This is a genomic window from Pseudescherichia sp. (assembly GCF_031998825.1).
Lineage (GTDB): Bacteria > Pseudomonadota > Gammaproteobacteria > Enterobacterales > Enterobacteriaceae > Pseudescherichia.
Genome location: NZ_DAMACX010000023.1, coordinates 15464 through 40250, shown reverse-complemented (window position 1 = coordinate 40250; position 24787 = coordinate 15464). Strand labels below are relative to the sequence as shown.

The 24787-nt window shown below is 58.6% G+C and carries 21 protein-coding genes; 11 read left to right on the top strand and 10 right to left on the bottom strand.

Annotation, left to right across the window (positions count from 1 at the left end):
- The 4 genes from RTP97_RS12245 to hrpB all read right to left on the bottom strand — a co-directional run.
- Positions 1-180: ATP-binding cassette domain-containing protein (locus RTP97_RS12245; RefSeq protein ID WP_312413934.1), on the bottom strand; the 180-nt coding region annotated here is incomplete at its 3' end.
- A gap of 56 nt (positions 181-236) precedes the next feature.
- Positions 237-2450, bottom strand: a complete 2214-nt coding sequence (gene fhuA / locus RTP97_RS12240) for a ferrichrome porin FhuA (RefSeq protein ID WP_312413932.1) — start codon at positions 2448-2450, stop codon at positions 237-239.
- A gap of 233 nt (positions 2451-2683) precedes the next feature.
- On the bottom strand, positions 2684-5233 hold the full coding sequence (gene mrcB, locus RTP97_RS12235; protein ID WP_312413930.1) for a bifunctional glycosyl transferase/transpeptidase: 2550 nt from the start codon (positions 5231-5233) through the stop codon (positions 2684-2686).
- A gap of 99 nt (positions 5234-5332) precedes the next feature.
- The gene (gene hrpB, locus RTP97_RS12230) at positions 5333-7762 is read right to left on the bottom strand and encodes an ATP-dependent helicase HrpB (RefSeq protein WP_312413927.1); all 2430 of its coding nucleotides are present in this window, start codon (positions 7760-7762) and stop codon (positions 5333-5335) included.
- A 78-nt stretch (positions 7763-7840) separates the two neighbouring features.
- Here hrpB and thpR point away from each other — a divergent pair, with 78 nt between their 5' ends.
- The 9 genes from thpR to panD all read left to right on the top strand — a co-directional run bounded on the left by thpR (position 7841) and on the right by panD (position 14820).
- Positions 7841-8371: an RNA 2',3'-cyclic phosphodiesterase gene (gene thpR, locus RTP97_RS12225; protein ID WP_312413925.1), complete on the top strand. Its 531-nt coding sequence runs from the start codon at positions 7841-7843 to the stop codon at positions 8369-8371.
- Between the two features lie 9 nt (positions 8372-8380).
- Positions 8381-9085 carry a DNA/RNA nuclease SfsA gene (gene sfsA, locus RTP97_RS12220; RefSeq protein WP_312413922.1) on the top strand — a complete coding sequence of 235 codons (705 nt, stop codon included), beginning with the start codon at positions 8381-8383 and terminating at the stop codon, positions 9083-9085.
- A 176-nt stretch (positions 9086-9261) separates the two neighbouring features.
- Positions 9262-9717, top strand: a complete 456-nt coding sequence (gene dksA, locus RTP97_RS12215; protein ID WP_007373199.1) for an RNA polymerase-binding protein DksA — start codon at positions 9262-9264, stop codon at positions 9715-9717.
- 68 nt (positions 9718-9785) lie between these two features.
- Positions 9786-10682: a tRNA glutamyl-Q(34) synthetase GluQRS gene (gluQRS, locus tag RTP97_RS12210; RefSeq protein WP_312413919.1), complete on the top strand. Its 897-nt coding sequence runs from the start codon at positions 9786-9788 to the stop codon at positions 10680-10682.
- 55 nt (positions 10683-10737) lie between these two features.
- Positions 10738-12135 (top strand): polynucleotide adenylyltransferase PcnB, encoded by a 1398-nt coding sequence (gene pcnB, locus RTP97_RS12205; protein ID WP_312212223.1) that lies wholly within the window; start codon positions 10738-10740, stop codon positions 12133-12135.
- The gene (gene folK, locus RTP97_RS12200) at positions 12132-12611 is read left to right on the top strand and encodes a 2-amino-4-hydroxy-6-hydroxymethyldihydropteridine diphosphokinase (protein ID WP_312413916.1); all 480 of its coding nucleotides are present in this window, start codon (positions 12132-12134) and stop codon (positions 12609-12611) included. The genes pcnB and folK overlap by 4 nt, the downstream gene beginning before the upstream one ends.
- A 94-nt stretch (positions 12612-12705) precedes the next feature.
- Positions 12706-13497 (top strand): 3-methyl-2-oxobutanoate hydroxymethyltransferase, encoded by a 792-nt coding sequence (gene panB, locus RTP97_RS12195; RefSeq protein WP_312413913.1) that lies wholly within the window; start codon positions 12706-12708, stop codon positions 13495-13497.
- A gap of 11 nt (positions 13498-13508) precedes the next feature.
- Positions 13509-14375 (top strand): pantoate--beta-alanine ligase, encoded by an 867-nt coding sequence (panC, locus tag RTP97_RS12190; protein WP_312413910.1) that lies wholly within the window; start codon positions 13509-13511, stop codon positions 14373-14375.
- Between the two features lie 64 nt (positions 14376-14439).
- Positions 14440-14820, top strand: coding sequence for an aspartate 1-decarboxylase (gene panD, locus RTP97_RS12185; protein ID WP_144817678.1), 381 nt, complete (start codon positions 14440-14442; stop codon positions 14818-14820).
- A gap of 29 nt (positions 14821-14849) precedes the next feature.
- On the opposite strand, the gene RTP97_RS12180 is transcribed toward panD, so the two are convergent.
- The 3 genes from RTP97_RS12180 to RTP97_RS12170 are packed head-to-tail and all read right to left on the bottom strand — an operon-like array spanning position 14850 to position 17787.
- On the bottom strand, positions 14850-16094 hold the full coding sequence (locus RTP97_RS12180; protein ID WP_409455942.1) for a polysaccharide deacetylase family protein: 1245 nt from the start codon (positions 16092-16094) through the stop codon (positions 14850-14852).
- Positions 16094-16864, bottom strand: coding sequence for an ABC transporter permease (locus RTP97_RS12175; protein WP_312212184.1), 771 nt, complete (start codon positions 16862-16864; stop codon positions 16094-16096). Before RTP97_RS12175 ends, RTP97_RS12180 begins: the two co-directional genes overlap by 1 nt.
- Positions 16861-17787, bottom strand: a complete 927-nt coding sequence (locus tag RTP97_RS12170; protein ID WP_312212183.1) for an ABC transporter ATP-binding protein — start codon at positions 17785-17787, stop codon at positions 16861-16863. Before RTP97_RS12170 ends, RTP97_RS12175 begins: the two co-directional genes overlap by 4 nt.
- 108 nt (positions 17788-17895) lie before the next feature.
- Between RTP97_RS12170 and can the strand changes: the two genes are divergently transcribed.
- Positions 17896-18558: a carbonate dehydratase gene (gene can, locus RTP97_RS12165; protein WP_103820677.1), complete on the top strand. Its 663-nt coding sequence runs from the start codon at positions 17896-17898 to the stop codon at positions 18556-18558.
- Between the two features lie 60 nt (positions 18559-18618).
- Here can and hpt read toward each other — a convergent pair whose 3' ends face one another.
- A complete protein-coding gene (gene hpt, locus RTP97_RS12160) occupies positions 18619-19161 on the bottom strand; it encodes a hypoxanthine phosphoribosyltransferase (RefSeq protein ID WP_312413899.1) in 543 nt (180 codons plus the stop codon).
- Positions 19162-19366: 205 nt separating this feature from the next.
- Between hpt and RTP97_RS12155 the strand changes: the two genes are divergently transcribed.
- Positions 19367-21757, top strand: a complete 2391-nt coding sequence (locus RTP97_RS12155) for a glucose/quinate/shikimate family membrane-bound PQQ-dependent dehydrogenase (RefSeq protein ID WP_312413897.1) — start codon at positions 19367-19369, stop codon at positions 21755-21757.
- 76 nt (positions 21758-21833) lie between these two features.
- On the opposite strand, the gene cueO is transcribed toward RTP97_RS12155, so the two are convergent.
- Together cueO and RTP97_RS12145 are read right to left on the bottom strand one after the other, a co-directional pair.
- Positions 21834-23381, bottom strand: coding sequence for a multicopper oxidase CueO (gene cueO, locus RTP97_RS12150; protein WP_312413894.1), 1548 nt, complete (start codon positions 23379-23381; stop codon positions 21834-21836).
- A gap of 116 nt (positions 23382-23497) precedes the next feature.
- On the bottom strand, positions 23498-24709 hold the full coding sequence (locus tag RTP97_RS12145; protein ID WP_312413891.1) for a transposase: 1212 nt from the start codon (positions 24707-24709) through the stop codon (positions 23498-23500).
- Between the last annotated feature and the right edge of the window lie 78 nt (positions 24710-24787).

Sequence of the window (24787 nt, the reverse complement as noted above, 5' to 3'; positions counted from 1 at the left end):
ATGACGACCCAGCATCTTTAACAAGGTGGATTTACCCGAGCCGTTGTGGCCGATAAGACCGGTAACCTTGCCTGCTGGAAAGGTGAGCGACAGCGGATGCAGCAGCGTGCGCCCGGGCACATGAAAGGAGACATCAGAGAGCTGAAAGGTGGTATCGGGAAGCGTATTGTTTTCCTGCATGGGACCAACTTATCAATAAAAAGGGCACGGTAAGCCGTGCCCTGAAAAGGAGGAGATTAGAAGCGTAAGGTGGCGGTGGCGACAACCTGGCGATCCGCGCCCCAGAAGCAGCCATATGTCTGGAAGCAACTGGAAACATACTCACGATCAAGCAGATTGTTAACGTTGACGGCAACGCTAGAGCCTGCAAAGCCAAAGCGTGCCAAATCGTATTTCACCACGGCGTCCATTACCGCTGCGCTACCTACTTTAAATGTATTTGCCGGATCGCCATAGCTTGAACCAATAAAGCGGCCACCGGTTCCGAGCGTCAGGCCTGAAAGTACACCGCTGTTAAACGTGTAGTCACCCCATAAAGAGGCCATATGTTCAGGAACCTGCTCAACGCGATTGCCCTGAAGATTGGTATCTTTAGTATATTCCGCGTCGGTATAGGTATAAGAAGCTGTGACGTTGATACTGGCGCTCAGGGCCGCTTTTGCCTCCAGTTCAACACCTTGTGAACGAACCTCTCCCGACGGAACTTGTAATGTCGGGTTGTTAGGATCTGTAGTCAACGTGTTGGTTTTCGTCAGATGATATACCGCACCGGTAAGAACGATAGGCATATCTTTCGGCACGTATTTTACGCCAGCTTCGTACTGCTCGCCTTTGGATGGTGCAAAGGCAGTACGTGGAACACTATAGAGATCAAATGCGTTTGGCTCAAACGACTGACTATAGCTAATGTATGGAGTGATCCCATTATCAAACAGATAGTTCACGCCACCACGCCAGGTAAACTGATGATCGTTACGTTCAATAGAACCACCATCAGCACGAACTGTCGTACCCTGCTGAGACCAGTCATAACGGCCGCCTAGCGTAAGCACCCATTTATCCCATTCAGCCTGATCCTGAGCATAAATGCCGGTCTGTTTCGTTTCATTAAGCTGATACGGAGCGGCACTATCAAAATCAAAATCATGCAGCGTTTGCGGGTTATAGAGATCGATAGCAGGCGCAGTACCAAAAGATGCATTTATATCGTTACGCATCCGCATAAAGTCCACACCGGTCAACAGAGTGTGATCGATATCGCCGGTAGCGAATTTACTTTGCAGCTGTGTATCTACGCTAAAGTTTTGCAAGCGCTCGTTATCTACAACTGTGCCGCGGCCTAAATAGCGATCGCGAACATCAGCAGGTAATGCCTGACATGGGCCATTAAACGTATTGGTAGTACAAATCCCCGTACCGTAAACGCTGTTCTGTGAGGTTTTCATCTCAACAAAACGCAGGTTCTGCCGTACGGTAAACGTATCGTTGAAACCATGCTCGAAGCTGTAACCAACCATTTTTTGGTTGCGGGAGTAGGTGTTGTTATCTGCACCTTCATTAAAATCGGTCGACAGGCGTGAACCGTTTGGCAGTGGCTCTACCGTACCCTCTTTTGGCAACCAGCCGTAATATCCAGTTTCTGGCTCGTTCTGGAAGTAAGATAAGAAGGTGAAGTTAGTTTTTTCATCAGGACGCCAGGAGAATGACGGCGCAATGGTATAGCGTTGCTGCTCGGCATGACTTTGCTGTTCATTGCTGGAGCGAGCCAATCCCGTTAAGCGATAAGAATATTCACCGTTATCGTCTAACGCATCGCTAAAATCAAAACCAGTCTGGTAGAGGCTATTGGTCCCCATCTTGAACTGAACTTCATGCAGAGGCTCGGTCATAGGACGTTTGCTGACCATGGAAATAATCCCGCCAGGATTGCTTTTACCATAGAGAACTGATGTTGGCCCACGCATTAATTCCACGCGTTCTAACATATAGGGATCGATTGCAGCATCGTTATAGAAGTTGCCTTGCAACTTCATTCCATCAAGGTAGTTGTTCTGGCTCAAACCTACCGAGGTGAAACCACGAATGCTAACAAAATCGTATGTCGTCGAAGCCCCGCGATTGCTCACCACCACGCCTGGCGTATAACCCAGCGCCTCTTTAACTGATTTAGGCTGATGAGTTTCTATTTCCTGCCGGGTGACCACGGAGATAGACTGCGGCGTTTTCTCGATTGGGGTATCGGTTTTGGTCGCCGTCGCCGTACGCTTGGCGGCGATGGTCGGTGCCGGGCCCCAGGCACTCTCCTGCTCAGCGGCTGCGGTGGTAACGGTGATGGTATCTTCAGGGGCTGCATGTGCGGCAAAGGAGATGCTGCCTACCGCAGTGGCAACCACCACGGCAATTTTACGCAGCGAAAGGTTGACCGACTGAGCAGTTTCAGGACGCGCCATGGTGCTTCTCTCTGGATAATGGAATGATAACGTAAACGATAATTATTATTATGACCGCAGCATAATATGCCAGGCTCCGCGGAGATAGCAAGAAGTATGCGCCCCTACGAGAATTGAGGGATTAAAGAATAACCAGACGGATAACAGGGTGTTACAGAGGGGTTAAATGAGGTTAAAACGGGAGAGTGGAAGGCCGGGCAAGCGGAGCGCTGCCCGGCACTGTTTACTACGGCTTAGTTACCAAACATGTCTTTGATCCAGCCCGCTACGCCGTCGCTCTTCTCCTGCTGCTGCGGCTGTTGCTGCTGCTGCTGAGGCTGCTGTTGCGGCTGCGGTGACGACTGTTCAAACGGGTTACCGCTCTGCTGCTGTTGCTGCTGCTGGAGCAGCATCTCGCTCTGCTGGCACAGGGCATCCGGATTAGAGGTCCACACCGGCAGCGAGCGCACACCGCCGCCGCAGAGGAAGTTACCCCCCTCGTCCACGCCCATGTTGACGATATCCTCCGGCGGGGTCAGATCCAGCGGGATTGGCGACTGGTTTGCCAGATAGCGCTGGTAGATCGCCATCGCCCCGCTGGCGCCGTAGAGCTTGGTCGGCTGGTTGTTATCGCGTCCTACCCAGGTAATGGTCACCTCACGGCCGTCAATCCCGGCGAACCAGGTATCCACGTTGTTGTTGGTGGTCCCGGTTTTACCCGCCAGGTGCAGGCCCGGATACTTCGCCCCCAGCTGACGGCCGGTGCCGCGCTGGATAACCTGCTGCATGGTCCACAGGGTCATGTAGGCTGCCTGAGCAGGCACCGCACGCTCCGCCTGCGGGAAGCTCTGGTAGAGCACCGTCCCGTCTTCGGCAATCACCGAGCGCAGCGCTGAAAGCGTTGCACGGTTACCGCCGCTGGCGATGGTCTGGAACGCCTGCGCCACCTCAACCGGGGTCAGGTTCAGCGCCCCCAGCAGCATCGCCGGAACCGGATGCAGCTGATCCTTCGGCACGCCCAGCTTGGTCCAGGTATCGGTGACCGCTGGCAGACCCAGCGCCATCCCGAGGTTCACGGTCGGCACGTTCATTGAGCGGGTCAGCGCATCCGCCAGCATCACCTGGCCGCTAAAGCGGTGGTCATCGTTCTGCGGAGACCATGCCTTGCCGTTAGGCTGGGGCAGAGAGATCGGCGCATCGGCAATCCACGTGTTCAGACGATACTGGTTCGGCTGGCTTAGCGCGGTGAGATAGGTCGCCGGTTTTGCCAGCGAGCCGATGGAGCGCCGCGCCTGCATGGCACGGTTATAGCCCGCAAACTGCGGCGTCGCCCCGCCCACCATCGCGCGAACTTCGCCGCTGAAGCGGTCAACGACCACCATCGCGGTCTCCAGATCGCTCAGCTTACGCTGCTTGATCAGGGCCGGAATACCTTCCACGGCGGCTTTCTCCGCCGCGTCCTGTGCCACCGAGTCAAAGGTGGTAAAGATCTTCACGCCGGAGAGATCTTTAACTTTATCCCCCAGCTTCGCCTGCAGCTCCTGGCGCACCATCTGCATAAACGCCGGCTGCGGTGAGATCACCCCGCCGCGCTTCTGCACCCCGAGCGGCCGGGCGCTGAGCATATCGTACAGCTCCTGGTCGATAACCTTCTGCTCCTGCAGCAGGCGCAGCACCAAGTTACGCCGCTCAAGGGCCAGCTTCGGATTACGCCACGGGTTGTAGATGGAAGCGCCTTTCACCATGCCCACCAGCAGCGCCTGCTGGTCGAGGCTCAGCTCCTCCACCGGACGGCCAAAGTAGTAGAGGCTCGCCAGCGGGAAGCCGCGGATTTCGTTATCGCCGCTCTGACCGAGGTAGACCTCGTTCATATAGAGCTCAAGAATACGATCCTTGCTGTAGCGCGCATCAACGATCAGCGCCATATAGGCTTCGTTCGCCTTACGCCAGTAGGAGCGCTCGCTGGAGAGGAACAGGTTCTTCACCAGCTGCTGGGTCAGGGTACTCGCCCCCTGCACCGTGCGTCCCGCCGTCAGGTTCGCCAGCACCGCACGCCCGATAGAGAAGAAGCTGATCCCGTCATGCTCATAGAAGTGACGGTCCTCGGTCGCCAGCAGGGTATCCACCAGCAGATCCGGGAAACCGTTACGCGCGACGAACAGACGCTGCTCGCCGTTTGGCGAAGAGAGCATGGTGATCAGGCGCGGATCGAGACGGAAGAAACCGAACTGGCGGTTGTTCTCCATGTTCTCGATAGTATCCAGGTGGTTATCGCTGAACGTCAGCCGGGCGCGGACCTGCCCCTCTTTACTGTCGGGGAAGTCAAACGGACGACGGATCATCTCGATGCTGTTGGCCTGCACGGTAAACTCGCCGGGACGGGTCATCGCCGTCACCTTGCGGTACTGGGTAGCCTCCAGCAGCTTCACCATCTCGTTCTTGCTGATCGGCATCTCGGGCTCGAGGTTGACCATCCGGCCATAGACCGCCGCCGGCAGCTGCCAGACTTTGCCGTCGATGCGGCTGCGGATCTTCTGATCGAGATAGAGACCGTAAATGGCAAACAGCACCACCAGAACGATAAAGATCTTCAGCAGCAGCCAGAACCAGCCGCGCTTGCGCTTGCCGCCTTTTCCTTTGCCACTGCCGCCGCCGTTGCCTTTACTGCGGCGCGGTGCGGGTGCATCATCTTCATACTCATCGTCGATCTCTTCATCTCTGAGACGACGTCGGCTTACCTTCTCTTTTACCGGACGTGCAGGTCTGCCTTTACGTCCAATAGGTTCGCGGTCATTCCCCGCCATGCTTACTCTCCGCTACATTATTCAGGCGCAAGGGCCCGATTCTCTGTTCTTCTACCAGGGGGCAGAAGAAGAAATCTCTCAATTTAACTTTCGTTAAGCCTATGAATATTTTTTAACCCGTCTTGTCGGCGCGGTGTTAGCCGGATCGTCCGGCCAGACATGCTTCGGATAGCGTCCCTTCATCTCTTTTTGCACCTCGCGGTAAGCACCTGCCCAGAACGCGCTCAGGTCGCGCGTAATCTGTAGCGGGCGTTGCGCAGGCGAGAGCAGCTCCAGCACCAGCGGCACCCGCCCCTCGGCAATGACCGGCGTGGCGGCCTCGCCAAACATCTCCTGCATCCGCACCGCCAGCACCGGCGGATTCTCATCATGATAGCGGATCGCGATCTGGCTTCCCGTCGGCACAGTGTAATGCCCAGGCAGCGCACTATCCAGCCGTTGACGTAGCGGCCAGGTCAGTAAATGGTTGAGCGCGTGGATCAAATCCAGCGCTTTCAGTGCCCGCAGGGAGTGTACGCCTTGCATGTCGGGAAGTAACCATAGCTCAAGCGCGGCTAAAAGCGAGGCGTCATCCACCGCGGGCCACTCATATTCAGGTAGCCACTTCGCTGCACAGTGCAGGCGCAGGCGCAGCTGCTCCGCCGCCGGGGTCCAGTTCAGCACCTGTAATCCCTTATCGCGAATGCCGTTCAGCATCGCCTGGTGCAGCTCCGCCTCTGACGGCTTCGCCAGCGGCCTGACGCTCACCGTCAGCTGGCCGATCTGGCTGCGGCGCAGCGCTTTCAGCGTGCCCTGGGCGTCGTCCCACTCCACGGTATCGGCGTGGTGCACCAGCCACGGCGCGGCGGCGATAAGCGTCTCAATATTGACCGGCATCGCCTGTAAAATGCGCGCGTCCGGCTGCTGGCTACCCTGCAACAGCAGGGGCGCGATCAGCCACTCGTGGCGGCCCATGGCATCGTCCGCGTCGAGCATCGCCCCCATGCCGTTCGCCAGCTGGTAACGCCCCTCCTGCCCACGCCGACGGGCGATGCGGTCGGCAAACCCGCGCGCCAGCAGGACGGGGATAAGATCGATCTCCTCCCTGCCCTCGTCGCTGTTAAGCCGCTTCAGCAGCTGGCGGCTGCGCCGTTGCCAGTGCGGCTGGCTGCGGGAGAAGGCCACCCCAAGATCGGTACTGCCGCCACGCGGAGGCTCTTCCAGGATAGCAGCAAGCTTCGCCGCCGTTGCCGCCTCGTCACCGCTCTGGGCACTGATTAGCATAGCCGAGAGTCGCGGCGTGACGCCCAGCCTCGCCATCTTCTGCCCGCGTGCCGTCAGCTGCCGATTCTCCAGTGCCCCCAGCTGTACCAGCAGCGTCTCTGCCGCCGCCAGGTTCACCGCCGGAGGCATGTCCAGCCAGCTGAGCTGGGCCGGATCGCGACAGCCCCACTGCACCAGCTCCAGCAGCATGGCGCTGAGATCGCTTTGCAGGATCTCCGGCTCGCTCTGGGCCGCCGCCCGCTCCGCCTGCTCCTTTGCCAGCAGATGCAGGCAGATGCCTGGTTCCAGCCGTCCGGCGCGTCCGGCACGCTGGGTCATCGAGGCCTGGCTCACCCGCTGGGTCACCAGCCGCGTCAGCCCGGTGCGGGCGTCGAAGCGGGCCACCCGCTCCTGGGCGCTGTCGACCACCAGCCGGATCCCCTCGATAGTTAAGCTGGTCTCGGCAATGTTGGTCGCCAGCACTACTTTACGAACTCCCTCTGGCGCGGGCAGGATCGCCTTACGCTGCTCGTTCAGAGGCAGCGCGCCGTAGAGCGGACAGAGCAGCACGTCGCTGCCGACGCGCTGGGCCAGCTGCTCCTGCACGCGCTGGATCTCGCCGACGCCGGGCAGAAACAGCAGCAGCGAGCCGCGCTCGGCCCGCAGCAGTTCGGTGGTTGCCATTGCCACGGCCTCGTCAAAGCGGATGTGGCTGGCTAAAGGCTGATAACGACGGTCAACAGGGAACGCGCGCCCCTCAGAGGCGATAACCGGCGCGTCCGGCAGAAGACGCTGGAGACGGTCGTTATCCAGGGTCGCCGACATGATGAGGAGTTTCAGATCGTCGCGCAGCCCCTGCTGCACGTCCAGCAGCAGCGCCAGGGCCAGATCGGCCTCTAGGCTGCGCTCGTGGAATTCATCAAGGATCACCAGCCCAACGCCGGCCAGCTCGGGATCGCGCTGGATCATGCGGGTCAGGATCCCCTCGGTGACCACCTCCAGGCGCGTTGTTGCGCCAACGCAGGTCTCACCGCGCATCCGGTAGCCCACCGTCTCGCCGGGCTTCTCATCTAATAGCTCCGCCAGCCGCTGAGCGACGTTGCGCGCTGCCAGACGGCGCGGCTCCAGCAGCAGAATGCGCCCGGCAATCTTGCCCTCGGCAAGAATTTGCAGCGGTAGCCAGGTCGATTTCCCCGCGCCGGTAGGGGCGTTGAGCAGGACCTGTGGCGCATGGGAGAGCGCAGAGAGCAGTTCAGGCAGTACGGCAGCGACGGGCAGAGAGGACACGCATGGCTCCAGGGGGTTAACTTTCATTTCAACGGCGAGCATTGTAGCATCGCCGTAAATCATTACCGAGTATCGCTTATGTCTGAGCCAAAAAGGCTGTTCTTCGCCGTTGCGCTGCCCGGCGAGATCCAGCAGCAGATTATCCACTGGCGGGCGGCCCACTTTGCCCCGGAGGCCGGACGTCCCATCGAGGCGGCGAATCTTCACGTGACGCTGGCGTTTCTCGGCGATGTCGGCGAGGAGAAGCAGCGCGCCCTGAGCCAGCTAGCCGGACGCATCCGCCAGCCCGGCTTTACCCTGACCCTCGACGACGCCGGGCAGTGGCTACGCTCGCGGGTCGTCTGGCTGGGCACCCGCCAGCCGCCGCGGGGCCTGTTGCAGCTGGCCAACCTGCTGCGCGCTCAGGCCGCCCGCAGCGGTTGCTACCAAAGTCCGCAGCCGTTTCATCCCCACGTCACGCTGCTGCGCAACGCCAGCCACGCGGTGGCTATTCCGCCGCCGGGCTTTAGCTGGTCCTTTCCCGTTAACGAATTTGTGCTGTATGAGTCGCAGTTTTCCCGAGGGCGCACGCGTTACACGCCGCTGGAGAGCTGGCGACTCGCTGAATAAGAGGTTCTGATGCAGTTCTCCCCCCCATTACAGCCCGCCACCCTGGTGCAGCGTTACAAGCGTTTTCTGGCAGATGTCATTACCCCGGACGGCACGGCCCTGACGCTGCACTGCCCCAATACCGGGGCGATGACCGGCTGCGCTACCCCCGGCGACACCGTCTGGTACTCCACCTCGGAGAGCGCGAAGCGTAAGTATCCGCACACCTGGGAGATCACCCAGACGCAAAATGGCACGTTTATCTGCGTCAATACATTGCGGGCCAACACCCTGGCTAAAGAGGCGATTCTCTCCGGCGTCATCCCTGAGTTACACGGCTATAGCGTGCTGAAAAGTGAAGTAAAATACGGCGCTGAAAATAGCAGAATAGACCTTATGTTGCAGGCGGAGGGACGCCGCAACTGCTATATTGAAGTGAAATCGGTCACGCTTGCCGACAAGGGATACGGCTTTTTTCCCGATACAGTGACTCTTCGCGGGCAGAAACATCTGCGGGAGTTAATGAGCGTGGCGGCCAGTGGGGATCGCGCGGTGATGCTGTTTACCGTGCTGCACTCAGCCATTGAACGTTTTTCACCGGCGCGCCATATAGATGCAAAATACGCACAGCTTTTAGAAGAAGCGCAGCGGCAGGGGGTAGAAATTCTGGTTTACAAAGCGGAACTTTCTGCCGAAGAGATGAGTCTTAGATCGCCCTTACCTTATGAAAGCTAAGGATCGGCGACCAGCCAGATAGCATTCTGGTCTACGTGCGCAAATACGCTTTTCCTCACAGGGTTGTCAAGTGTTACGTTTAGATAATTGCTATCCGGAAAAGCATCTGCTATTTATAGCGGCCTGATTTTTCCCCCGAACACGGGGATCGATAGTGCGTGTTAAGGAGAAGCAACATGCAAGAAGGGCAAAACCGTAAAACATCGTCCCTGAGTATTCTCGCCATTGCTGGCGTGGAGCCTTATCAGGAGAAGCCGGGCGAAGAGTATATGAACGAAGCCCAGCTGGCGCACTTCAAGCGTATTCTTGAAGCGTGGCGTAATCAACTCAGGGATGAAGTCGATCGCACCGTCACACATATGCAGGATGAAGCTGCTAACTTCCCGGATCCGGTTGACAGAGCCGCCCAGGAAGAGGAGTTCAGCCTCGAACTGCGTAACCGTGACCGCGAGCGTAAACTGATTAAAAAGATCGAGAAGACGCTGAAGAAAGTAGAAGACGAAGACTTTGGCTTCTGCGAATCCTGCGGTGTTGAAATTGGCATTCGTCGTCTGGAAGCACGTCCGACAGCCGACCTGTGCATTGACTGCAAAACACTGGCTGAAATCCGCGAAAAACAGATGGCGGGCTAAGCCCGGCGTTTTCGCACCGTTCCCTGTGGCGGGAGTCTCTCCCGCCCTGTTATCTCTCGCCTGTCGACATGCCAGAATCACACTATATTGGGCGCTTTGCGCCATCGCCTTCCGGTGAACTCCATTTTGGTTCGCTGATAGCCGCCCTTGGCAGCTATCTCCAGGCCCGCGCCCAACGCGGGACGTGGCGGGTACGCATTGAAGATATCGATCCGCCTCGGGAAGTCCCTGGCGCAGCCGACACTATTCTGCGCCAGCTCGACCACTACGGCCTGCACTGGGACGGCGAGGTGCTCTGGCAGTCTCAGCGCCATGCGGCCTACCGCGAGGCGCTGGCTGATTTGCGCCAGCGCGGGCTGAGCTACTACTGCACCTGCACGCGGGCGCGTATTCAGAGCATTGGCGGGGTGTATGACGGCCACTGTCGCCTGCGCCATAACGGTCCGGATAACGCCGCGCTGCGTCTGTGGCAGCACCAGCCGGTGCTGCATTTTCACGACAGGCTACGGGGCGACCTCTACGCCGACGAGGCGCTGGCGCGAGAGGATTTTATTATCCACCGTCGGGATGGCCTGTTTGCCTATAACCTGGCCGTGGTGGTGGACGATCATTTTCAGGGTATCACGGAGATCGTACGCGGCGCGGATCTTATCGCCCCTACGGTGCGGCAGATTTCGCTCTACCAGCAGCTTGGCTGGCAGCCGCCTGGCTATATTCATCTGCCGCTGGCCCTGAACAGCGACGGTAACAAGCTTTCCAAGCAGAACCACGCCCCGCCATTGCCGGAGGGCGATCCGCGGCCGGTGCTGATCCGCGCTTTACAATTTTTAAATCAGGATGTAACAAGTAACTGGCAGGATTTGCCCACCGCGGCCCTGCTACAGCATGCGGTAGAGAAGTGGGATCTGTCCCGAGTCCCTGAGACAGCGCAGATCAATCCGGCATTCCTAAATGCCCCACTCTGAGCTATGATTAGCCGCAATTTTTTTGTCGTAAAGACTGACACAACCGAGGTGCACTATTTTTACCCGAGTCGCTAATTTTTGCCGCAAGGTGTTAAGCCGCGAGGAAAGCATGGCCGAGGAGGTCATTGCCGAGCCGCGTATGACGGTAATTCCGCGCGAGCAGCACACTATTTCCCGCAAAGATATCAGTGAAAATGCCCTCAAGGTGCTGTACCGTCTGAACAAAGCGGGCTACGAAGCCTACCTTGTAGGCGGCGGCGTCCGCGATCTGCTGTTAGGCAAAAAACCGAAAGATTTCGACGTGACGACCAACGCCACGCCGGACCAGGTGCGCAAGCTGTTCCGCAACTGCCGCCTGGTAGGCCGCCGTTTCCGTCTCGCTCACGTGATGTTTGGTCCGGAGATCATCGAGGTTGCCACCTTCCGTGGTCACCATGAGGATCAGCCCGCCGACCGCACCACCTCCCAGCGCGGCCAGAACGGCATGCTGCTGCGTGACAACATCTTCGGTTCGATTGAAGACGACGCCCAGCGCCGCGACTTCACCATCAACAGCCTCTACTACAGCGTCGCCGACTTTTCGGTGCGCGACTACGTTGGTGGGATGCAGGATCTTGAAGAGGGTGTTATCCGCCTGATCGGCAACCCGGAGACCCGCTATCGGGAAGATCCGGTGCGGATGCTGCGCGCGGTGCGCTTTGCTGCCAAGCTGCATATGCGTATCAGCCCGGAGACCGCCGAGCCCATCGCCCGTCTCGCGACGCTGATCAACGACGTGCCGCCGGCACGCCTGTTTGAGGAGTCGCTGAAGCTGCTGCAGGCCGGTAACGGTCTGGACACCTATCAGCTGCTGCGCGAGTACAGCCTGTTCCAGCCGCTGTTCCCGACCATCACGCGCTACTTCACCGAAAAGGGTGATTCGTCGATGGAGCGGATCATCAACCTGGTGCTGAAGAACACGGACACCCGCATTCAGAACGATATGCGCGTCAACCCGGCGTTCCTGTTTGCCGCCATGCTCTGGTATCCGCAGCTGGAGACCGCGCAGAAGATTGCCCAGGAGAGCGGCCTGACCTATCACGACGCCTTCGCGCTGGCGATGAACGACGTGCTGGACGAAGCCTGCCGTACGCTGGCGATCCCGAAACGGATCACCACCCTCGTGCGCGATATCTGGCAGCTGCAGCTGCGCATGTCTCGCCGCCAGGGTAAACGTGCCTGGAAGCTGATGGAGCATCCGAAGTTCCGCGCTGCCTACGATCTGCTCGCCCTGCGGGCCGAGGTCGAGGGCAACCACGAGCTGCAAAAACTGGTGCAGTGGTGGGGCGAGTTCCAGGTGGCCGCGCCGCCTGCGCAGAAGGGCATGCTTGACGTGCTGGATGATGAGCCGGATACCCGCCGTCGCCATCGCCGCCCGCGTAAGCGTACCCCGCGCCGCGAAGGCAGTGCATGACGCGGGTCTATATCGCCCTTGGCAGCAACCTGGCGTCGCCCCTGACCCAGGTTAATGCGGCAATCGCGGCGCTGGGTACCCTCCCGGACAGCCGGATTGTCGCCGTCTCCAGCTTCTACCGCACGCCGCCGCTGGGCCCGCAGGATCAGCCCGACTATCTCAACGCCGCCGTGGCGCTGGAGACCTCGCTGGCGCCTGAAGCCCTGCTGGATCACACCCAGCGTATCGAGCTGGACCAGGGCCGGGTGCGCAAAGCAGAGCGCTGGGGGCCGCGCACGCTGGATCTCGACATCATGCTGTTTGGCGATGAGACGATTGCCACGCCGCGCCTCACCGTGCCCCACTACGATATGAAAAACCGCGGCTTTATGCTCTGGCCGCTGTTTGAGATCGCGCCCGCGCTGCGCTTCCCTGACGGCGAAACGCTCGCCAGCGTGCTTGAGCACCTTGGCGCAGCGAAACCGGCGGGCTGGTAATACCACTCCGCCCCTCAAACCTGCCGAAAATCATTGTCCCCCCTGACGTTACTGATAAAATGCCGGAAAGTTGAAGGCTCCATCAGGAAACGCTATGAAACCAACCACCCTCTCCTGGCTGCAAAAGTGCAAGCAGGAAAAGAAACGCTTCGCCACCATTACCGCCTATGACTACAGCTTCGCTAAGCTGTTTGCCGAAGAGGGCATTAACGTCATGCTGGTCGGCGATTCGTTAGGGATGACGGTCCAGGGCCATGACTCCACCCTGCCGGTGACGGTCGCGGATATCGCCTACCACACCCAGAGCGTGCGCCGCGGCGCGCCGAACTGTCTGCTGCTCGCCGACCTGCCGTTTATGGCCTACGCCACCCCTGACCAGGCTTTTGCTAACGCCGCCACGGTGATGCGTGCCGGGGCCAACATGGTTAAAATCGAGGGCGGCCGCTGGCTGGCCGAAACGGTTAACATGCTGACCGAGCGCGCCGTGCCGGTGTGCGGCCACCTGGGGCTAACCCCGCAGTCGGTCAACGTCTTTGGCGGCTATAAGGTGCAGGGGCGCGGCGACGCGGCCCAGACGCTGTTTGATGATGCTCTGGCATTAGAGGCGGCTGGCGCACAGCTGCTGGTGCTGGAGTGCGTGCCGGTTGCGCTGGCGAAGCGCATTACCGAAGCGCTGACCATTCCGGTGATTGGCATCGGCGCGGGTAACGTCACCGACGGCCAGATCCTGGTGATGCACGATGCGTTTGGCATCACCGGCGGCCATATTCCTAAATTTGCGAAGAATTTCCTGGCCGACACGGGCGACATGCGCGCCGCTGTGCGCCAGTACGTGAGCGAAGTCGAAGCGGGGACCTACCCCGGCGAAGAGCACAGTTTTCACTAAGGAGCCTACGCGTGTTGATTATTGAAACCCTGCCGCTGCTGCGCCAGCATATCCGTCGGCTGCGTCGTGAGGGCCAGCGCATTGCGCTGGTGCCGACCATGGGCAACCTGCACGATGGCCATATGCAGCTGGTTGACGAAGCGAAAACCCATGCCGATGTGGTGGTGGTGAGCATCTTTGTTAATCCAATGCAGTTTGACCGCCCTGACGATCTGCAGCGCTACCCGCGCACCCTGCAGGAAGATTGCGAGAAGCTGAACAAGCGCAAGGTAGATTTTGTCTTTGCCCCTGCCGCTGACCAGGTCTATCCCCAGGGCACCGGCGAGCAGACCTTTGTTGACGTCCCAGGCCTCTCTACCATGCTGGAGGGTGCCAGCCGTCCGGGTCATTTCCGCGGTGTAGCGACCATCGTCAGCAAGCTGTTTAACCTCGTCCAGCCGGACGTCGCCTGCTTTGGTGAAAAAGACTTCCAGCAGCTGGCGGTGATCCGCAAGATGGTGGCCGACATGGGCTACGACATCGACATCGTTGGTGTGCCAACGGTGCGCGCCAAAGACGGTCTGGCCCTCAGCTCGCGCAACGGCTACCTCACGGCAGAGCAGCGTAAAATCGCCCCGGCCCTGAGCAGAGAGATGAACGCCCTGGCGGCGAAGCTGCGGGCGGGAAATCGCCAGCTGGAAGAGATGATTGCCGAGGCCGGACAGGCCCTGGATGAAGCCGGTTTTCGCACCGATGAGATCCAGATTCGCGATGCCGACACGCTGCAAGAGCTTACCGATGCCAGCCAACGGGCAGTGATCCTGATGGCGGCATGGCTTGGCCAGGCGCGCCTTATCGACAACGTGACGGTAGAGTTAACCCCGCCGCCAGCGGGTTGATGCGACGACAATTACTCCCGGCGGCGCAGGCGGCCGGGCCAACACAAGCACAAAGGTAGACGTTATGATCCGCACTATGCTGCAAGGTAAGCTCCACCGCGTCAAAGTCACGCAGGCAGACCTGCACTATGAAGGCTCCTGCGCTATTGACCAGGATTTCCTTGAGGCCGCTGGTATTCTGGAATACGAAGCCATCGATATTTACAACGTGACCAACGGCAAGCGCTTCTCCACCTATGCGATTGCCGGCGAGCGCGGCTCGAAAATCATCTCGGTCAACGGCGCGGCGGCCCACTGCGCCGATGTCGGCGACATCCTGATCATCGCCACCTACGTGACGATGCCGGACGAGCAGGCCCGCAGCTGGCAGCCGAAGGTCGCCTATTTTGACGGTGATAATGAGATGTCCCGCAAAGCAAAAGCGGTGCCGGTGCAGGTTGCCTGATAACTGTGCCTGATAACTGTGCCTGATAACTACGGCTGGTTGCCGACCAGCCGTGCCATCTCCTCTAGCGAATCCGTTCTTAAGATATAGAGACGTTTCAGTAAGAACGGATTATCCCCCGGCTTTACCTTCCCCTTTACCGTCGTTACCGCCATATGAAAACCAGCATCCCTCGCGGCCTCGATTGCTTTCGCGTCATAGCCACCGAAGGGGTATGAGAGATAGTCCACGTGCGGATTAAACTGCGACAGCGCCCGGCGCGAGTGAGCAAAATCGAACTCAATAATGTGGTAGCTGCGGCTGAGCAGAATGGGATGATGGGTGGCATCAACCCGATGCAGAAAATGGGTGTGCGACTGGATATCAAACACGTCCTGAATGCCACGAAGCTCAGAGATGCTCATAAACTGTAGCGATGTCGGATCCCAGCGCTGCGGATAAGCCTTAATGCGCGACGAGATGGTGAACGACGTCGCCTTGAAGCCGTACTGCTTGAGGATAGGATGCGCATAGCGGCTGATTGACTTCAGCCCGTCGTCAAAGGTAATCACCACCGCCCGGGCCGGAAGGTTGAGCCGGTTCTTCAGGTAGCCCTCCAGCTGATACATCGTCAGGGTGGTATAGCCCCTGTCCCGCAGCCAGGTCATCTGGTTGCTGAAGGCCCGCACCGAGGTGGTGGTAGAGGTGTGACGAAAACGGGTGTTCTCCTCATCGCGCAGGATGTGGTGGTACGTCAGCACCGGAATGCCGTGATCCTCCTGCGCATCCAGGCTGCTGATGTAGGCCAGCCGGTCGCCAATGCGGATCTGAAACCAGGTCTGATTCAGCCCATCCCGCAGCTTGCCAACGATGGGGTAGCGCAGGTTCTCCGCCAGCATGCCGAAGGGGGCGCTGCGAACGTTAGGCCCGCTGTAGAGCGGCGTGGCTTTCCAGGTTATCAGGTTCTGGTTGCTCAGCGGCTTGTTGAGATCCCCCAGCCGATCCTGCACCCGTTTTTTCCCGCGCACCGGCTCCAGATGGCCCTTGTCGATGAAAGCGCGGCCAAAGCCGAAGCGAAAGGCGCTGTAGTCCCCTTCCCCACTCATCACCGCAATAATCTGCCCCGCCTGTACATAGCCGACGTTGATCACTCGATCGCCAATCTGCGCCCAGATGGCCGCGGCCTCGGTGGTCTGCATATAGCGCGCTGGGGAGTCCTGATCCAGCAGGCGGGCGGAGGCGGCGCTGCTCCATGCCAGGAGCAGCGCCAACAGGAGACGCATGAGCATTGGAATTAGCTACGCAGGCCACGTCCACGCTGGATCAGATACCAGCAGAGCAGGTAGAACGCGACGATAAACACCGCCAGCACGCCAATAGTCATCACCAGCGGCACGTCGATAATGCCGAGGAAGCCGAAGCGGAAGCCGCTGATCATGTAGACGATCGGGTTGAGGTGCGACAGCCCCTGCCAGAACGGCGGCAGCAGGGTCAGAGAGTAGAACACCCCGCCGAGGTAGGTCAGCGGCGTCAGCACGAAGGTCGGGATCAGGCTGATATCGTCAAAGGTCTTGGCGAATACGGCGTTCAGCAGGCCCGCCAGCGAGAAGAGGATCGCCGTCAGCAGCAGGGTCAGGCCGACAAACAGCCATGAATGCACCTGGAACGGCACGAAGAAGAGCGACACCGCCGTAACCAGCACGCCAACGCACAGCCCGCGCGCCACGCCGCCGCCGACGTAGCCGGCAATGATCACATGGGTCGGCACCGGGGCCACCAGCAGCTCTTCAATGTTACGCTGGAACTTGGCGCTGAAGAACGACGAGGCCACGTTGGCATAGGCGTTAGTGATCACCGCCATCATGATCAGGCCGGGAACGATAAACTGCATGTAGGTGAAGCCGTGCATCTCCCCAATTCGCGACCCGATCAAATTGCCGAAGATGATGAAGTAGAGGGTCATAGTGATCACTGGCGGAACCAGAGTCTGGATCCAGATGCGCATAAAGCGCTGGATCTCTTTGTGCCAGATACTCTTTAGCGCGACCCAGTAGAGCTGCATCATGCGTGGTCTCCTTTTTTATTGTGTACCAGCGTGACAAACAGCTCTTCTAAACGGTTGGCTTTGTTACGCATGCTTAATACCTGAATGCCTTGGGCGCTCAGCTGGCTGAATACGCTGTTAACCCCCTGCTCGCGCAGCACCTCAACCTCCAGAGTTGAGGTATCTACCAGCCGGTACTGGTAACCTTCCAGCTTCGGCAGCGGGCTTTTCGGCGCCAGATCGAGGATAAAGGTCTCAGATTTCAGCTTGGCCAGCAGCGACTTCATGGAGGTGTTTTCCACCAGCTCACCGTGCTGGATGATGCCGATGTTGCGGCAGAGCATCTCCGCCTCTTCCAGATAGTGGGTGGTAAGGATAATGGTCGTCCCCTGGGCGTTCAAATCTTTCAGGAAGCCCCACATAGAGCGGCGTAACTCAATGTCTACCCCAGCGGTTGGCTCGTCGAGGATCAGCAGCTTGGGCTCATGCATCAGCGCCCGGGCAATCATCAGACGGCGTTTCATCCCGCCGGAGAGCATCCGCGCCTTTTCGTTGCGTTTTTCCCACAGATCGAGCTGCTTCAGGTACTTTTCACTGCGGATCAGCGCATCAGCGCGCTCGACGCCGTAGTAGCCCGCCTGGTTAACGACGATCTGCTGCACGGTCTCAAAGGGGTTAAAGTTGAACTCCTGCGGCACCAGGCCAAGCTGACGTTTGGCATTTACTACGTCCTTTTGCAGGTCGTAGCCAAAGACGCTGACCCGTCCCGAGGTTTTATTTACCAGCGAACTGACGATGCCGATAGTGGTCGATTTACCCGCACCGTTGGGTCCCAGAAGCGCGTAGAAGTCACCCGCTTCTACTTTTAAATCAATGCCGCGCAGCGCCTGGACGCCGCCCGGATAGGTTTTTTTAAGCTGCTCAAGCTCCAGTGCAATGGTCATGTCGTTTCGCTTACCTTTTTTTCTGACACTCTATGTGTGGTTTAAAATTAAATGGAGTTGACCTATATTAGCTCAACGCTATTACTTGGTTACAGGTCGTTAACCGCCATGAAAGATATAGATACACTCATCAGTAACAATGCACTATGGTCAAAAATGCTGGTGGAAGAGGATCCCGGATTCTTCGAGACCCTGGCTAAGGCACAGAAGCCACGCTTCCTGTGGATCGGCTGCTCTGACAGCCGCGTTCCCGCCGAGCGTTTGACCGGCCTGGAGCCGGGCGAGCTCTTCGTTCACCGTAACGTAGCCAACCTGGTTATCCATACCGATCTGAACTGCCTGTCGGTCGTGCAGTACGCGGTGGACGTGCTGGAAGTCGAGCACATCATCATCTGCGGCCACTACGGCTGCGGCGGCGTACAGGCCGCGGTTGAGAACCCGGAGCTGGGGCTGATCAACAACTGGCTGCTGCACATTCGTGACATCTGGCTCAAGCACAACGCGCTGCTGAGCGAAATGCCGGAAGAGCGTCGCCTCGATACCCTCTGCGAGCTGAACGTGATGGAGCAGGTCTATAACCTGGGCCACTCAACCATCATGCAGTCGGCATGGAAACGTGGGCAAAATGTCACTATCCACGGCTGGGCCTACGGTATTCACGACGGCCTGCTGCGCGATCTCGACGTGACCGCAACCAGCCGCGACACCCTTGAACAGGGCTATCGCAAGGGCGTGTCCAACATCAGCCAGAAGCATATTAATCACAAATAAGCGTGCCAGAGCGGCACGCGTTTGTCAGGCCCGGTAAGGCGTAAACGCCGCCGGGCTTTTTTATGCCTGCTCTTCCAGCGGCACCACTTTGCCTACATAGGGCAGATGGCGATAGCGCTGGGCATAGTCGATGCCGTACCCCACGACAAACTCGTCCGGGATCGAGAAGCCGATAAATTCTACCGGCACCTCTACCTCGCGACGCGATGGTTTATCCAGCAGGGTACAGATCGCCAGCGACTTCGGCTCGCGCAGGCTGAGGATCTCACGCACTTTAGAGAGGGTGTTCCCGGAGTCGATAATATCTTCGACGATCAGCACATCTTTCCCGCGAATGTCTTCGTCCAGATCCTTGAGAATTTTTACGTCACGGGTGGTGGACATACCGCTGCCGTAGCTGGAGGCGGTCATAAAATCGACCTCGTGCGGGACCTGCACTTCGCGACACAGATCGGCCATAAACATAAACGAGCCGCGCAGCAGGCCCACCAGCACCATTTCGCTGCCGCTCTCCTGATAGCGTTCGGTGATTTGACGACCCAGTTCACTAATACGCGCTTTGATCTCCGCTTCCGGGATCATCACTTCAACAGTATGTTTCATATGCTAACCGTTTGATTTTGTAACCACTCACTTGATGCGGATAGTGTCTGTTCCGGCATCAATTCATTAGCGCGCCATTATATCAGCAAATGCTTTTCTTAGGGCGTGGAGTTAATAAAAGCCAAATATGTGATGACTGTCACACTTGTTAAATCCTATAATTAATTGCTATCAAAATATTAAACATTAAGAAGAGTGTCTTTCTATGGCAGAAACAAAAGCTCGGACGTCGCGCGTGCTCGTGACGTTAACAGCCCTGTTTGCAGCACTATGCGGGCTATTCCTCCTGATAGGGGGAGTCTGGCTGGTCGCCGTTGGCGGCTCCTGGTACTACCCTGTCGCCGGTCTTCTGATGCTTGGCGTCGCCTGGCTGCTGTGGCGTAGCAAGCGCGCGGCGCTTTGGCTCTATGCTGTGCTCCTGCTCGGCACCATGATCTGGGGCGTCTGGGAAGTCGGCTTTGACTTCTGGGCACTCACGCCGCGCAGCGACATCCTCGTCTTCTTTGGCATCTGGCTGGTGCTGCCGTTTGTCTGGCGTCGCCTGATCGTCCCTGCCAACGGTGCGGTCGCCGCGCTGCTGGTAGCGCTGGTGATCACCGGTGGGATGCTGACCTGGGCGGCCTTTAACGATCCGCAGGAGATCAACGGTACGCTGAGCGCTGATGCGACGCCTGCCGCACCTATTTCCCAGGTAGCAGACGCCGACTGGCCGGCCTACGGTCGTAACCAGGAGGGGCAGCGCTACTCCCCGCTGAAGCAGATTAACGCCGATAACGTGCACAATCTGAAAGAGGCCTGGGTATTCCGCACTGGCGATCTGAAGCTGCCAAACGACCCGGGTGAGATCACTAACGAAGTCACGCCGATTAAGGTTGGCGATACGCTGTTCCTCTGCACCGCGCACCAGCGTCTATTTGCCCTGGATGCCGCAACGGGTAAAGAGAAGTGGCACTTCGATCCGCAGCTGAACACCAATCCGTCGTTCCAGCACGTCACCTGCCGCGGCGTCTCTTACCATGAGGCGAACGCCACCAATGCCAGCCCGGACGTTGTGGCCAACTGCCCACGCCGTATCATTCTGCCGGTAAACGATGGCCGTCTGTTCGCCGTCAACGCCGACAACGGCAAGCTGTGCGACTCCTTTGCTAACAAAGGCATTCTGAACCTGCAGACCAACATGCCGGTCACGACGCCAGGCATGTACGAGCCGACCTCGCCGCCGATCGTTACCGATAAGGTGATTGTTATTGCCGGTGCGGTAACCGATAACTACTCTACCCGTGAGCCGTCTGGCGTTATTCGCGGCTTCGACATCAACACCGGGGCGCTGCTGTGGGCCTTCGATCCGGGCGCGAAAGATCCGAACGCTATTCCGGCGGACGAGCATCACTTCACGCCGAACTCGCCGAACTCCTGGGCACCTGCGGCCTATGATGCCAAGCTGGATCTGGTCTATCTGCCGATGGGCGTCACCACGCCAGACATCTGGGGCGGTAACCGCACACCGGAGCAGGAGCGTTATGCCAGCTCTATCGTGGCCCTGAACGCCACCACCGGTAAACTGGCGTGGAGCTATCAGACCGTACACCACGATCTGTGGGATATGGATATGCCGTCCCAGCCGACGCTGGCGGATATTACCGTTAAGGGTCAAACCGTACCGGTAATCTATGCTCCGGCGAAAACCGGTAACATCTTCGTGTTGGATCGCCGTAACGGTCAGCTGGTTGTCCCGGCGCCAGAGAAGCCGGTTCCGCAGGGCGCGGCCAAAGGTGACTACGTTACCAAAACCCAGCCGTTCTCCGATCTGAGCTTCCGTCCGAAGAAAGACCTGAGCGGGGCAGACATGTGGGGTGCCACCATGTTTGACCAGCTGGTATGCCGCGTGATCTTCCAGAACCTGCGTTATGAAGGCATCTTCACCCCGCCGTCTGAGCAGGGTACGCTGGTCTTCCCGGGTAACCTGGGGATGTTCGAATGGGGCGGTATCTCTGTCGATCCAAACCGTCAGGTGGCGATTGCCAACCCGATGGCGCTGCCGTTTGTCTCTAAGCTGATGCCACGCGGTCCGGGTAACCCGATGGAAGAGCCGGAAAATGGCCAGGGTACGGGTTCTGAATCCGGTATTCAGCCGCAGTACGGCGTGCCGTACGGTGTGACCCTGAACCCGTTCCTGTCGCCGATTGGCCTGCCGTGTAAACAGCCTGCCTGGGGTTACATCTCCGCGCTGGATCTGAAAACCAATGAAGTGGTGTGGAAAAAACGTATTGGTACTCCGCAGGATAGCCTGCCGTTCCCGATGCCGATTCCGTTACCGTTCACTACCGGTATGCCAATGCTGGGCGGCCCGATCTCTACCGCCGGTAACGTGCTGTTCATCGCGGCGACCGCAGACAACTACCTGCGCGCCTACAACATGAGCAACGGTGAGAAGCTGTGGCAGGGCCGTCTGCCAGCGGGTGGCCAGGCGACGCCGATGACCTATGAAGTGAATGGCAAGCAGTACGTTGTCATCTCTGCGGGCGGTCACGGTTCATTTGGTACCAAGATGGGCGACTATATCGTTGCCTACGCGCTGCCTGACGACGCGAAGTAATAGGTTAATGCCCGGTGGCGCTATGCTTACCGGGCCTACCTGGGCCGGATTGACGTTTCACGTTATCCGGCCTTTTTTATACCGTGAATCCCATCATCATCCCGGTATCCTCATGCTCCAGCAGATGACAGTGCGCCATATAGGCATGCTCCTTCGGGGCATCATGATCGAACTTCACCAGCACCTCGCTGCGCGCGCCGTAGACGTTTACCGTATCCTTCCAGCCCGTACGATGCGCCGCCGGCGGCTTGCCGTTCTCTGACAGAATGCGGAACTGCGTGCCGTGAATATGGAACGGGTGCTGCATCATATCCCCCTCCCCTGAAATCACCCACCGCTCATACTGCCCTTTCCCGGCGGCAAACAGCGGGCTATTCATATCAAAGGCTTTGCCGTTGATGCGGTTGGCGTTATGGAAGTCGAAATCGCCGCCGTGGCCGCCGTGATCCATGTTCATATTCATGTGGTCCATCATGCCGCCGTGATGCATCCCGGTCATTGCCTTGTCGCCGTACTTATCCTTCAGGGCCTGCATGCCCATCATGTCGAGCATCGGATCCATCGACAGCCGGAAGATGCGCTGGGTTAAGCCCGTGAGATCCGGCAGTGCCGGGACGTTCACCAGGGTATCGGGCAGCGTGCCGGAGGCGGTGACCCGCAGCGGCTGGATGCGCAGTACCGGGTGCGGCTGATCAAACGGCGGCAGCGCCATCCCCATCTGGCTGACGGGTAGCGTAACCAGATCTACCGGCTTGCCGTCGCTGATATCCACCAGCACCTCAAAACGCTCCCCGGTCAGCACCGGCAGCTCCGTCAACACAATCGGCTCGGCCAGATGACCACCGTCGCTGGCGATGACGTACATCCGTCGCCGATCGCTAAGGGCAAAGTTGAGCGTGCGTGCATTGCATCCGTTAAGCAGGCGCAGACGCAGCCAGCCGCGCGGGGCCGCGTGCTGAGGATAAACCGCCCCGTTTGCCAGCAGGGTCTCACCAAACCAGCCCACCGCCGCACTCATCACATCCAGCCGGTAATCGATCTGGCCGTCGGCGGTCAGCCTCTTGTCCTGCACGATGACCGGCACGTCGTCGATGCCCCACTGCTTTGGCAGGCGCAGCATGCGGCTCTCGTTATCCTCAATCAGCACCAGCCCCGCCAGGCCCATCGCCACCTGATGGCCGGTTTTGCCATGCTGATGCGGGTGGAACCAGCAGGTGGCCGCTCGTTGAACGGGAGTAAAAATGACTTCGCGTGCGCCGCCCGCCGGGATGACCCCCTGCGGTCCGCCGTCCACCTCGCCAGGCACCTCCAGCCCGTGCCAGTGAACGGTGGTCTCCTCCCGCAGCCGGTTATTGATCTCCACCTTCACCGTCTTGCCCTGGCGCAGCTGAAGCGCAGGTCCCAGCAGGTTACCGTTATAGCCCCAGGTCGTGGCGGTTTTATCACCAAAGGTAGAGGAGCCAGCCTGCACGGTAAGCCTGATGCGATTCTGGGCGTCAGGAGTGAGCAGGTCGGGTATCGGCAGCGTAGCCTGCTGCCCCATTGCGGCTGCCCGCGCCCACGTCGGCAGCGCGCCGAGCGCCCCAAGCGCAGCGGAATATTTTAGAAAATCACGGCGTTGCATAGTCGAATCCTTATCGTCGGCAAACGGTATCCTGAGCTTAAACCCTGCCCCTGCGGCAAGGTCAAGCGAAAGGGCGATAATAAAGATCGTCGCCTTACCCACAAGTATGCTAACGTTTAATTTCCGTGATGTTTTGGTAGAAAGATTGACTGCTCCCTGACCTGAAGGGCGGGGATTCCCACTTCACGGAGCCGGACCTGAGCCGCTTTAGGCGGATCAGGATTTACAGGCTCTCCGTGGGCTAACACTGCCAGCCCGGCAGCTTTGATATTACGGGTCGCGTTAATGTCGCGATCATGATCTGCCCCGCATTCCGGGCAGTACCATTTACGCACGTTAAGAGGCATTTTTTGCAGGGTGAAGCCGCAGCAGCTACAGCGTTTTGAGGACGGGAAAAACGGGTCAATGGCGACCACGCTACGCCCTGCCCATTCGGCTTTATACTTTAGCTGGCGCATAAATTCGCCCCAGCCTGCGTCTGCTATCGCTTTCGACAGCGTCGGGTTACGGATCATGTTCTTCACTTTAAGGGATTCGACGCAAACAACCTGGTTCTCGTTAATCAGTTTGCGGGTGGCCTTGTGCAGGGCATCCAGACGGCAATCGGCAATTTTCGCGTGGAGCCGGGCAACCTTCATGCGGGCTTTGGCGCGGTTTTTTGAGCCTCTGGCCTTTTTGCTTAACCGGCGCTGGAGCAGCGCCAGACGTGCCGCGTACTTAGTGGTATGGCGGGGATTGCCGGATTTGAATCCGGTATCGGTGACGAATAAATCTTTTAAACCAACATCAATGCCGACCATTTTCGGGCTGATCGGCAGTGATACAGGTTCAAATTCGCAGAGGCACGAAACAAAGTACCGTCCGGCGGCATCTTTGCTGATAGTGACCGTAGAAGGGGTAGACGGTAGCGGGCGGCTCCAGCGCACGTCCAGGGGCGCTTTGCTCTTTGCCATGTACAGCCTGCCGTCGCGGTATTTAAAGGCGCTGGCGGTCAGTTCTGCGGCCTGTTTATGGCGCTTGCTTTTGAATGTCGGGTATCTGGCACGTCCGGCGAAGAAGTTTGAAAAGGCTGTTTGCTGGTGGCGTAGCGTCTGCTGGAGCGGTACGCAGGAAACATCATTCAGCCAGGCAAATTCCGGCTCTTTTTTCAGGGCCGTCAGTCGTGCACTGGCCTGAATGTAACCCGTTTTCTCCTGACGCTCATACCAGGCATCGGTGCGCCAGCGCAGGATTGAGTTGTAGACGAAACGCACACACCCGAACGTCTGAGCCAGTAGCTCAACCTGCTCGGGTGTTGGATAGAAGCGGTATTTATATGCGCGTTTCATGGCTTCATAGAATACGCGCAAAAATGTGAGAGGTATTGATAGTGGTCAAGCACAAAGAAGTCAGATTGTTTAGCATCC